Below are 9,888 nucleotides of genomic sequence, written 5' to 3' on the forward strand. Positions count from 1 at the left end.
ATTATATACTAAATATTGTAATAAATACAAATTTTATGGAGGCGAAGAATGAAGAAGTTATTTTCGCTAGTATTAACTTTATTATTATTCATTGGATTTACGCCAATAAATAATGCACATGCTGAGGCATACTCTGAGGAGTTTCAAACAACAGTCAGTATCCCCGTCTATGAAGATGCTGAATTCTTAGAGTATGAAGAGGAACCACAGTCTACAGAAATCGAAACTTCTGAAGAACCTTTAACAAGTGTTGCTCCACTTCTTGCTAAAAAGAAAGAAATTGCTAAAGTGAATTTTGGTGTTAATAAAAGTAATTTAATAAGTTATAAAGTGGTTATGAACAAAGGTTATAAATTTAAATCTTTTTCCGGAGCAATATCTACAATGGACTTAACAAGCGGTTTATCACAAGGTAGAAAAGAAATTTCTGGACAAAGTGGATCAGTTCAAATCGCTAAACTTGATGGTCATACATTCCGTTCAACATTAACTGGTGCTGTTACTACGTCAACAGATTATGGTTACAATCTTGGCGGAGCTAGTATAATGTGGGTTTATAAAAAATAATAATAATAAATTAAAGGACTGAATCTATTGCTAAATGGTTCAGTCCTTTGATTTTTTTGCTTATTTACTACGTCTTTGCTGAATTGTAATATACAACCCAATCAAACGATCAGTTGTCATTACTCCACTTTGTAAATCCTTTAGGTGTGAAGCTTGAATAATACCGTCTTTAACTGCCTTAGCGATATAATTTTCAGCCTCTGTTTTCATAGTTGGTGAACCTGGATTCCAATTTGTATTTGTCACTTTAATTTCCTCCCTTTTGTCTTCTACAATTAATTGAACTTGCATTTTACTGTTGCTCGGAACAATTACTTGTCCTTCTAGCTTATAGCCTTTCGGTATCTTCCAAGATGATTTAACTTCAAAGTGCGGTCGGTCAATGCTACCTGTCCATGTGCTTCCCCATTCAATGCCTAGCTTTTTAGCAATAGCTCCAATTCGATTGAGCTTTGTCACATCATATAATGATTGTGGAGGACCAACAGCGATATCCCACTCTAGACGTGATTTATGATTACTGTTTAGTGTCCAAGTAACAATTTGCCCTGGTCGTGTTCGTCCTTGTGCATATAGGTAGTTTTGTCGTTCCTGAGAGCGATACGTCTCTGTAATAAAGATGTTCTTAATCCCAGCTTTAAAACACTCTTGAAATAGTAATCTACAAGCTGTTTGTGCAGCTGGTAATAGTTCGGCTAAGTCTGGACATGTAGCAGTTACACTTGTACTCATTTCGTTTCACCTTCCCCCGTTTTATCCTTTACAATTGCTAAAAGTTTTTTAATAAAATCTGGCATTGGCAAGCCCATCTTTGTACCGTTTTCCGTGATAGAAATAAATTCGAGTACACAGAATGCAATGGCTGCCCCATCACCTGCATACTCGATTCCTGGAATAACTAGCGACAGTAAATAAACTGAGCCTACTAGCATTAAGTAATAAATTTTTCGTATGATACCGTTAAAACCAACACGGCTGTTTAAATTACGATTAACGATACCGCCCATAATTCCTGTAAGGTAATCAATAGCCATGAATCCGATTAGAACGGTTACAGCCATCCCTAGACCGTCCACAGCATAAGAGACTAGAGCGCCAATTATTCCACTAATTGCTCCTATCCATTTTTCCATTACAACACTTCCTTTTCTGCATAATAAAAGTCCTCCACAAAAGTGGAAGGCAATATAAAAAGCACACCCTAAATTGGACGTGCTTAATTTCAATATCTAATAATTTCTTTTAATCCTATAGCAATAAATGCTATAGCGAAAGCGATTGAGAATGTTATTAATAATATAGATAATGCTTTATTTTTTTCTCTGTAGAGCAATGTATTCATTAGATAAAATAAAACAATTAAACTAAAACATACAGAAAAGTTAACCACAATTACGTTTAATATGAAGTTATTTTCAATCTTAGGTATACTTGCAACATTAATGCCTATAACCGCAAATATAGCTAACATTATAGAGAAAATAGTGAATATATTTTCATTAAACTTTTTGATAGATTCTGTGCCTTTTATTTTTTCATCTATTTCTCCAATTGCCCCCAATCTTTCAGAATCTAATCGTTTTAATTCATCCAATTGTTCTCTATTTTGAACATTAAATTCTATCAGTTCTTTTTTTAATAATTGCATCTCTTTAACGGAATAGTCCATCATAGCTAAAAAACCACGTTCAGTTAATCTAATATGCTCCACCCCTTGTAAGTTATGTTCAAAAACTAAACCATACTTTAATAATTGTTCATCAGGCCTTGTTTCTATGCTTAGTTGAAGTATTTCATTTACTTTTACTGTTCGGGGAAGATTAAAATCTATATATCTTTTAATAAATAACACTTTGATTCCATCAATTATTACATCTATAGAAATAGCCAGATGTTTTTGGATATCTGAGATAATAACATTCGGGTACTTATTTAAAGTTGAATCTTTAGATTTCGAGTAAAATCTAATCCCTGAATCCGGCTCATGATTATTAAGTTCGTTTAATATTTTAAACCCTAGATCGTCTAATGGCTTACTTCGCACATATGCGGGACTTTCGAAGGTTCTTTTGATAGCTTCAACTTCTTCTTTAAGATAAAGATAAGCATTTAAGTCATTTTGCGTACCAACACCATTTTGCATATCATTCATTCCTTTCATCTACTACAATTCCGACAAAAGGAATGTATTTCCTCTATTATTAGACCATAAAAATAACGCTAAGCTCATGCTTGCGTTTTCTGTGCGTCCATCATATTAATCAATTCAACGTACTGTTCTTGCGTAATTTTTTTCATCATCAAGAATAAACATAAATCCGAGTCTAAATCTTCATATTTATAATTCCCTGATTTAATTACAATCTTCGCTGCATTACAAATCATACATATCCACTCCTCGTGAAGCTTGCAGTTTACAATGGCGAAATATAGACTTTAAAAATAACACGGTTACTATTGAACGTACACGGGATGAAAAAGGTACACGCACACCTAAAACTAAAAATAGTTACCGAAAAATTTTAGTTGATAATCTTGTGATTGACCAACTCAAAAAATATAAAATATGGTGTAAACAAATTTTATTGAAGCATGGTAAGACATTTGACGATCACCAATTAATATTTATCACCGAATTCAATAACCCATTACATGGTATGGCAATTCATAAAATGTTTAGAGATACTATGTTCAAGGCTGGTATATTAAACGATGATGGCGAGCCTAAAATTACTTTTCACGGTTTACGTCATACTCATGCCACGATTTTACTGAATGGTGGACAAAACGTAAAGGTGATTGCTGAACATTTAGGCAATACCCCAGCAATGATTTACCAAATTTACGGCCACGTAATGAAAGAGTTGGAAGAACAGACAATGGAAGTGTTCAGCAAAAGCTTAGAAATCGAAACTGGGGCTAAAAGTGGGGCTAATTAATTAAAAAAGTCGTGTAAACGTTGATAAATCAATACTTTTATCATTTAATTAATGTTACACGAACTAATACAATTCCTTTTTACAAAGAAAGTCCGCAAGCTTGCGGACTTTTCTACTTTGATAGCCAATTTTTCCGCTCACAGTCCCCGTAAATTAGGCAAGGGGCAGCCTCGCTTATGCGAAGCCACCCCTTTAGTATTTAATAGGCAACATTTTTCGTAAATTGTAAAGTCTCAACCCAATCATCTGGGGAATATTATATTGAAACATTTAGTTTCATCACCGCGGTAAAATTCCACTGTGTGCTTTCTAACTTAAGCAACGCAAACCCAACCTTCTTTTGCGTCCTTGCAGCCCCAAAGCATGCGCCAGTGTGAATAAGTATCTTCAAAAACAAAAAGCAGAATTCCAGATTACGTAAATATGCCACCTAAAATAGCACGGTTCATATTATATCACAAGGTTGCGAAAAAGTAAATATTTCATTTTAAGTTACCAAGGTATAACAGCTGAACATGCAATAGAATACCCATGTAGAGTAGACCATGTTAATAAAGCATGCCAAAAATTTTCACAGACTGTGATAATTTGCTGTGGATTCGACAGCTGTCCAGACATCACCAGCTCACAAAGAACATCAAACCCCTCCGGTTGATCTGTAAACGCCAATGCCTCAGGTAGCACTTGCGCAGAAGTTGTAAAATAGCGTTGATGGTGTAAACCTAAAATCATCGCACCTGTTGTTGCAATTTTCATCGCTAAAATCGGTAAAAATGTTTTCGGACCTTGCACTTCAATATTTCTTAATTTCCCCATGTACTCATACATTTCTTCCACTAATGTTCGACAAATGGCTTCTTTAAACATCAAGCTATCCACCAAGCTCGCTTTTACTTTAAGCTCAGTGAAAAAATCCTTTGGGTCATAAATAGGTAGAATGTTGAAAAATTGTCCATGCGTCAGCGGCCATTTTTCATCAACTGCCGTCGCTTCTTCGATAATATCTTCTGCGCTATCAAAATTCACTTCTGCCTTCCAGTCCCCTGCCGTCCATTCATAGCTAAAGCTTTCATCTAAAGCGTTTAAAATACATTTAATTTCTATATCTGAAAATGGTCCATCTGTTTTTCGTGCTACCGAACCATAAAGTCCAATTGCTTGAACTTTTGAACCATATCTCTCTAAAACTTGATTTGCAATTGAATATGCAATTTCCACTCTTTTTTCTCTCGTTACGTTTTCCGGACCAATCATATTTGTCTCTCCTTGTTAATTATTTAAATGAGATTATAATTGGCCGTGGAGGACCACGAGCTTAACGAGGAATCTTATCTGCCGTCATGTACAAAACCACCTTTCCGCATAAACATTCATTATCTCAGGTTCATACACATCTTCCATCCCGTCAAATGATATGCATCCTTCTTTTACTAATTTAACTAAATTAACTATCCCTTTTAGCTTATTAAAAAACATGTAAATTAGTAACAACCAATACTGTTTCACATTACCATATCTTAAATTTCACAGCAAAAATAGAGGCCCGTTCAAAATGAACAAGCCTCTTGAAAAAACAATCATTTTTTATTTCAGTCAACATCTAGAACGCCAAAATGAAACTTCGCAGTTGGTCGTTCGTATTGCTGAAAATGATATTTGGTAAACCATTCTGAGCGAAAATGTGCCTTTAACACTACTCGCTTTCTCGCCACTCGTTTCGCCTCACTTACCCATTCATCCGTTAATGTCACATGTTCCCCAGCTAAGCGTAATGCTTCAAAATTATTGGATTCTACAATTATCTCTTCAAACATAGGATCCATATACACGACATCAAAAGTATTGTCCGGTAAAGTTTTCAAATAGTTAACTGCTTCAGCCTGCACCACTTCAATTTGACGCATACATGCAGTTAACGGCAACTCAGTCGTATCGTAGGATTTTATTCCTTGCTCAACTATAAAGGCCACATTAGGATTCGCTTCTAGTCCAACGACTCGTCCCGCTTCGCCAACTGTATATGCCGCCAGCATAGCATCCGCAGCAAGTCCCAATGTACAATCAAGCACCGAATCTCCTTTTTTAAGCTGTGCCGCTTCCAAAAACGGCTCCGCTTCCCCACGAGCTACACGCTTTAAGCGAAACGCTGCTGAATTCGGATGAAAGAAAAACGGCTCATTCGCACCAAATGCATAATACTCAAAACGATTTTTCCCAGCAACGATTACATGTGCATGCAACTCCTGAGAGATTTTCCGAACAGAACGCTTTTTTCTCGGCTCAAACGATGCATCTAATTGTTGACACGCAAAAGCAGCGAGCCCCAACGATAAATCGTCTGGTCTGCCCGCTGTTGTAACAATCGTTTTTACTTCTCGCATGTTTGCTCTAAAACACCTGTTAAATGTGTAACAATTTGCTCCACAGGGAATCCTTCAATTTGTTCACGTGGAATAAAGTATGCCAATTGCCCATCCTTTAAAATTGCCATTGATGGTGAACTTGGTGGTACATCCTCAAAAAAGCTACGCATCGCGGCAGTCGCTTCAGGATCCTGACCCGCAAAAACAGTCACAAGATTATCAGGCTTAACCGCCTCCACCGCTTCACGAGCAGCCGGACGTGCCAATCCAGCCGCACAGCCACAAACCGAGTTAATCACAACCAACGAAGTTCCCTTCGCCTCCGCCATAAACTCATTCACCGCATCAGCCGTCGTAAGCTCCGTAAATCCGGCCCCTACTAACTCCTCACGCATCGGTTTCACTACCTGTTTCATATATTCATCGTAAGCGTTCATGCTTTTACCCTCTTTCATATGTATTCGCAAAGGTTATTATAGCAAGGTTTTTCACGAATGTACAAAGACTTGCCTTTTGCCCTCTAATAAAAAGAGCCTTTGATAAATAATAATGACCAGGTACCACATTTTATGAACGCCTGGTCTTTTGTATAGCTTAAAAGTAATTCTTCTACTTGAGTTTTAAGAGCATGATCGGTATACAGTATTACAATAACAACGTTTTTACAAAAGTATGTTTTATGAGGAAGTTAATTATGTTATTGGGATTTATTCTAGCATTTTGTATTAGCGACTCTAATGTATTTGCAGAAGAAAGAGAGATTTCTGAAGAACAACTTAATGATTTTATATTATCAACTGGTGCGCCTAATGAATTATTAGAAAGATGGGATTACGATCAAAAGTTAGATCTTTATCTTAAGAGTACTAATAGTACAATAATTTTCGATACTACTGAAATAACTGAATTTACAAAAGATTCGATTACAGGTGAATTAATCGAAACACCAAATGATTCAAATATAATTATGCCAATGGCTACTATCCCTTCAAAAGAGTTACAAGTTTCTCACGATGTGTGGACTTTAATTGATACTGATCAAACTAAGTATAAATCTGTTTATGCAAACTATTCATGGAATTTTACGAAATATGGTGGTACAAATGGTGATAAAATTGCTATTGCTGTCCCGTCTGGTTGGTCTATAAAAGCAAATAGTTATAAATGTAAAGAATTTCAAAGTGGACTACCGTCATCAGGATATATAGAAAAAGCTAATTGCAATGGAAAACCTTATGATTTAGACTTTTAGGGTGCTGTGTGGAGTTTAACAAGAACAGACTACGTTTGGCATAAAGGGTGGGTAAGTTTAGATATGAAACGTACCAATACAAATGCTCAACTAAAAGTTTTAAGTAAATATATAGAAGATACAGGTAGTTCTACATCTTGGTCAATTGGATGGGGACCGATGTCAGTTAGTATTTCTGGGAACAAGTCAAATAATCAAGCCGCTTGGGATACCGCATTTACTTATTAACATTTACAATATAATTTCAATAAAATTAAAAAGTCCCATAATGGAGTTATCGAATTCCATTATGGGACTTTTTTCACTTATGTTTAACTGTGTCCACTACTGAAATTAATAAACCAAAAACAGCTAATTTTCAGCTTCTATTTTCATAGTAGGTGAACCTGGATCCCAATTTGTCATTTTGATTTCCTCCTTTTTGTCTTCCACAATTAATTGAACTTTCATTTTGCTGTTGCTTGGTACGATTACTTGTCCTTCTAACTTGTAGCCTTTCGGTATCTACCAAGAAGACTTAACTTCAAAATGAGGTCGGTCAATACTACCTACATAATCACCGCCCCATGTAATACCTAGCTTCCGAGCAATTGCCCCTACTCGATTGAGCGTTGTCAAGTCATATAATGATTGTGGAGGTCCAACTGCAATATCCCATGCTAAACGACTACTGTGGTTGCTTTTAAGCGTCCATGTAACAATTTGTCCTGGACGAGTTCGTCCTTGTGCGTATAGATAGTTTTGTCGTGCTTGCGAGCGATACGTTTCTGTGATGAAGATATTTTTAATCCCAGCTTTAAAACACTCTTGAAACAACAATCGGCATGCTGTTTGTGCAACTGGTAATAGTGCGGCTAAGTCTCGACAAGTAATAGTTACGCTTGTGCTCATTTAGTATCACCTTCCCCTGTTTTATCCTTTACAATGGCTAAAATTTCTTTAATGAACTCTGGCATTGGTAAATCCATCTTTGTTCCGTTTTCTGTGATAGAAATAAACTCTAAAACACAAAATGCAATGGCTGCCCCATCCCCTGCGTACTCGATACCTGGTATCACTAGTGACAGTAAATACACTACTCCAACTAACATTAAGTAATAAATTTTTCGTATGATGCCGTTGAATCCTACACGACTGTTTAAGTTACGATTAACGATACCGCCCATAATTCCTGTAATATAGTCAATAGCCATAAAACCGATTAATACAGTTACGGCCATGCCTAGACCATCCACAGCATAAGACACTAAAGCCCCAATTAATCCACTAATTGCCCCTATCCATTTTTCCATTAAAACACTTCCTTTTTTGCATAATAAAAGCCCTCCACAGATGATTGTGGAAGGCATAAAACAAAATGTATTATTACTAATTTTGTAGTAAATCAAAGTTATATTTTTTATTTATCTTATTTGCAATTGTTTCTAAAAACAATTCAACAGTCATGTTTTCAACTTCTCTTGTATACCATGCAAGTTTTGCACCATAATTTTTTTTATTATAATTTACTTTTAATGGCCAAAATTTTTCAGTTGCATAAGTATAATCAAATTTCACATATAGTTCCTTCCCATTTGGACATTCCATAATAACGTTATACATTGGATTTTTTCTTTCTGGCTCAAACTTAACTTTTCTAATCTTGGTTATCAATAAATCACTCCTCTATTTACTAAATTCGACAAAAGAAAAGGAATCCCTGCTGAATTAAATAATAAAAATAACGCTAGCTTATGCCGCGTTTCTCTTAAAACATATTTGCATATTCACTCCATGACAGTACATTTAGTTCTTCCTGCTTTGAATATAGATAATCAAGCATGTTTTTAAACTTTTCTGTTGGATAATTCATTTCATCTGTATTTACATCTTCTACTTTGTGAAGTAGGAAAATCACCGTTGCCCCTGTTTCTATTACATAATCAATCGCATTTCTAAATGTGATTTCTTCTACATTGTTATATAGAATGACCGTTTTAAGCAGATGTGGTTGAATTGGTGGAAGAATTTCATACTCTTCTCTTATTGACCCTTCCTAATTTATAGTTTTTCATGACCTCTAAAACGTCATTATTATAACCGCCATAAGGATACGCTACAAAATCAGCAGTTCTGGAGAATCCATTGAAAATTAACCATTCCCTACAACCGTCCAATTCTGCCTGGATACAATTTATTGACAATGTTGATAAATCTTGATGTGTAACTGTGTGATTAAACAAATCCCACCCATAATTATATAGCTCTTTAATTGTGCTAAATTCATATATCCCGTTGTACCTACTGATCCGCTAATGACACCGACTGATCCAACGAATCCTCTAGCCAACATGAGGGGAAAAGCGTTCGTATATTGAGAAATAAAACCATCATCAAAATCAATTTTTCACTTCCTATACAAACTTGATCAAATAAACCAACAAATAAATCCACCAATAACCGGAAGCAATGTTTGTAAAATCGTAAGCCCATCCATCCCCATTAAGAATGCAACAGCAACTTCTTGCGTTTTTGTTTGCTTAAACCATTCCATAAAGGTGATGGCGTCTGGAACCTTTACACTGTTCTCAAATTTTGAAATACAAGGCTGAGTGTGATTTATACGGTGTGCTAGTTATCCGCTCGTCCCAATAATCTCAAATCCCCTACAAACTTTAATATACCAAGGAAATCGAGTAGGAGGGAGTGATTAACTCCCGACCTCTCACACCACCGTACGTACGGTTCCGTATACGGCGGTTCAACTAAGATCAATAACGCAAAGTTT

Annotated in this window: 16 protein-coding genes and 1 pseudogene; 4 read left to right on the forward strand and 13 right to left on the reverse strand. The window is 35.8% G+C overall.

The window, feature by feature from the left end; translation table 11 throughout:
- Nucleotides 1-48: 48 nt before the first annotated feature.
- Complete coding sequence (locus PVA17_RS24035) at nt 49-567, forward strand: hypothetical protein (protein ID WP_274069221.1); 519 nt, start codon at nt 49-51, stop codon at nt 565-567.
- Between the two features lie 60 nt (nt 568-627).
- On the opposite strand, the gene PVA17_RS24040 is transcribed toward PVA17_RS24035, so the two are convergent.
- The 4 genes from PVA17_RS24040 to PVA17_RS24055 form a co-directional block, all read right to left on the reverse strand.
- A complete protein-coding gene (locus tag PVA17_RS24040) occupies nt 628-1,299 on the reverse strand; it encodes a M15 family metallopeptidase (RefSeq protein ID WP_274069222.1) in 672 nt (223 codons plus the stop codon).
- The gene (locus PVA17_RS24045; protein ID WP_274069223.1) at nt 1,296-1,700 is read right to left on the reverse strand and encodes a phage holin family protein; all 405 of its coding nucleotides are present in this window, start codon (nt 1,698-1,700) and stop codon (nt 1,296-1,298) included. The genes PVA17_RS24040 and PVA17_RS24045 overlap by 4 nt, the downstream gene beginning before the upstream one ends.
- A gap of 89 nt (nt 1,701-1,789) precedes the next feature.
- Nucleotides 1,790-2,719, reverse strand: a complete 930-nt coding sequence (locus PVA17_RS24050) for a hypothetical protein (RefSeq protein ID WP_274069224.1) — start codon at nt 2,717-2,719, stop codon at nt 1,790-1,792.
- A 74-nt stretch (nt 2,720-2,793) separates the two neighbouring features.
- Nucleotides 2,794-2,952, reverse strand: coding sequence for a hypothetical protein (locus PVA17_RS24055; RefSeq protein ID WP_274069225.1), 159 nt, complete (start codon nt 2,950-2,952; stop codon nt 2,794-2,796).
- 17 nt (nt 2,953-2,969) lie between these two features.
- On the opposite strand from PVA17_RS24055, the pseudogene PVA17_RS24060 reads away from it, so the two are divergent.
- A pseudogene (locus tag PVA17_RS24060) lies at nt 2,970-3,506 on the forward strand (site-specific integrase); the annotation flags it as partial.
- Between the two features lie 492 nt (nt 3,507-3,998).
- On the opposite strand, the gene PVA17_RS24065 reads toward PVA17_RS24060, so the two are convergent.
- The 3 genes from PVA17_RS24065 to PVA17_RS24075 form a co-directional block, all read right to left on the reverse strand.
- Entirely contained in the window at nt 3,999-4,760 is a 762-nt protein-coding gene (locus PVA17_RS24065) for an ANT(4')-I family aminoglycoside nucleotidyltransferase (protein ID WP_274069226.1), read from the reverse strand.
- A 335-nt stretch (nt 4,761-5,095) separates the two neighbouring features.
- Nucleotides 5,096-5,887, reverse strand: coding sequence for a class I SAM-dependent methyltransferase (locus PVA17_RS24070; protein WP_274069227.1), 792 nt, complete (start codon nt 5,885-5,887; stop codon nt 5,096-5,098).
- Entirely contained in the window at nt 5,875-6,306 is a 432-nt protein-coding gene (locus tag PVA17_RS24075; RefSeq protein WP_132358233.1) for a BrxA/BrxB family bacilliredoxin, read from the reverse strand. The genes PVA17_RS24070 and PVA17_RS24075 overlap by 13 nt, the downstream gene beginning before the upstream one ends.
- A gap of 257 nt (nt 6,307-6,563) precedes the next feature.
- Here PVA17_RS24075 and PVA17_RS24080 point away from each other — a divergent pair, with 257 nt between their 5' ends.
- Complete coding sequence (locus tag PVA17_RS24080) at nt 6,564-7,121, forward strand: hypothetical protein (RefSeq protein WP_274069228.1); 558 nt, start codon at nt 6,564-6,566, stop codon at nt 7,119-7,121.
- A 63-nt stretch (nt 7,122-7,184) separates the two neighbouring features.
- Nucleotides 7,185-7,349 (forward strand): hypothetical protein, encoded by a 165-nt coding sequence (locus PVA17_RS24085; RefSeq protein ID WP_274069229.1) that lies wholly within the window; start codon nt 7,185-7,187, stop codon nt 7,347-7,349.
- 276 nt (nt 7,350-7,625) lie between these two features.
- On the opposite strand, the gene PVA17_RS24090 is transcribed toward PVA17_RS24085, so the two are convergent.
- From PVA17_RS24090 to PVA17_RS24110, 6 genes are all read right to left on the reverse strand, one after another.
- Nucleotides 7,626-8,012, reverse strand: coding sequence for a M15 family metallopeptidase (locus tag PVA17_RS24090; protein WP_274069230.1), 387 nt, complete (start codon nt 8,010-8,012; stop codon nt 7,626-7,628).
- Nucleotides 8,009-8,413 carry a phage holin family protein gene (locus PVA17_RS24095; RefSeq protein ID WP_274069231.1) on the reverse strand — a complete coding sequence of 135 codons (405 nt, stop codon included), beginning with the start codon at nt 8,411-8,413 and terminating at the stop codon, nt 8,009-8,011. The genes PVA17_RS24090 and PVA17_RS24095 overlap by 4 nt, the downstream gene beginning before the upstream one ends.
- 76 nt (nt 8,414-8,489) lie before the next feature.
- Nucleotides 8,490-8,774: a hypothetical protein gene (locus PVA17_RS24100; protein WP_274069232.1), complete on the reverse strand. Its 285-nt coding sequence runs from the start codon at nt 8,772-8,774 to the stop codon at nt 8,490-8,492.
- A 94-nt stretch (nt 8,775-8,868) separates the two neighbouring features.
- Nucleotides 8,869-9,018 carry a hypothetical protein gene (locus PVA17_RS24105; protein WP_274069233.1) on the reverse strand — a complete coding sequence of 50 codons (150 nt, stop codon included), beginning with the start codon at nt 9,016-9,018 and terminating at the stop codon, nt 8,869-8,871.
- 112 nt (nt 9,019-9,130) lie between these two features.
- Nucleotides 9,131-9,409, reverse strand: a complete 279-nt coding sequence (locus PVA17_RS25430; RefSeq protein ID WP_369128058.1) for a polysaccharide deacetylase family protein — start codon at nt 9,407-9,409, stop codon at nt 9,131-9,133.
- A 119-nt stretch (nt 9,410-9,528) separates the two neighbouring features.
- Nucleotides 9,529-9,654 (reverse strand): hypothetical protein, encoded by a 126-nt coding sequence (locus PVA17_RS24110; protein WP_274069234.1) that lies wholly within the window; start codon nt 9,652-9,654, stop codon nt 9,529-9,531.
- Nucleotides 9,655-9,888: the final 234 nt, after the last annotated feature.

The sequence above is a fragment of the Lysinibacillus sp. CNPSo 3705 genome, assembly GCF_028674935.1.
In the GTDB taxonomy this organism is placed as follows: Bacteria; Bacillota; Bacilli; order Bacillales_A; family Planococcaceae; genus Lysinibacillus.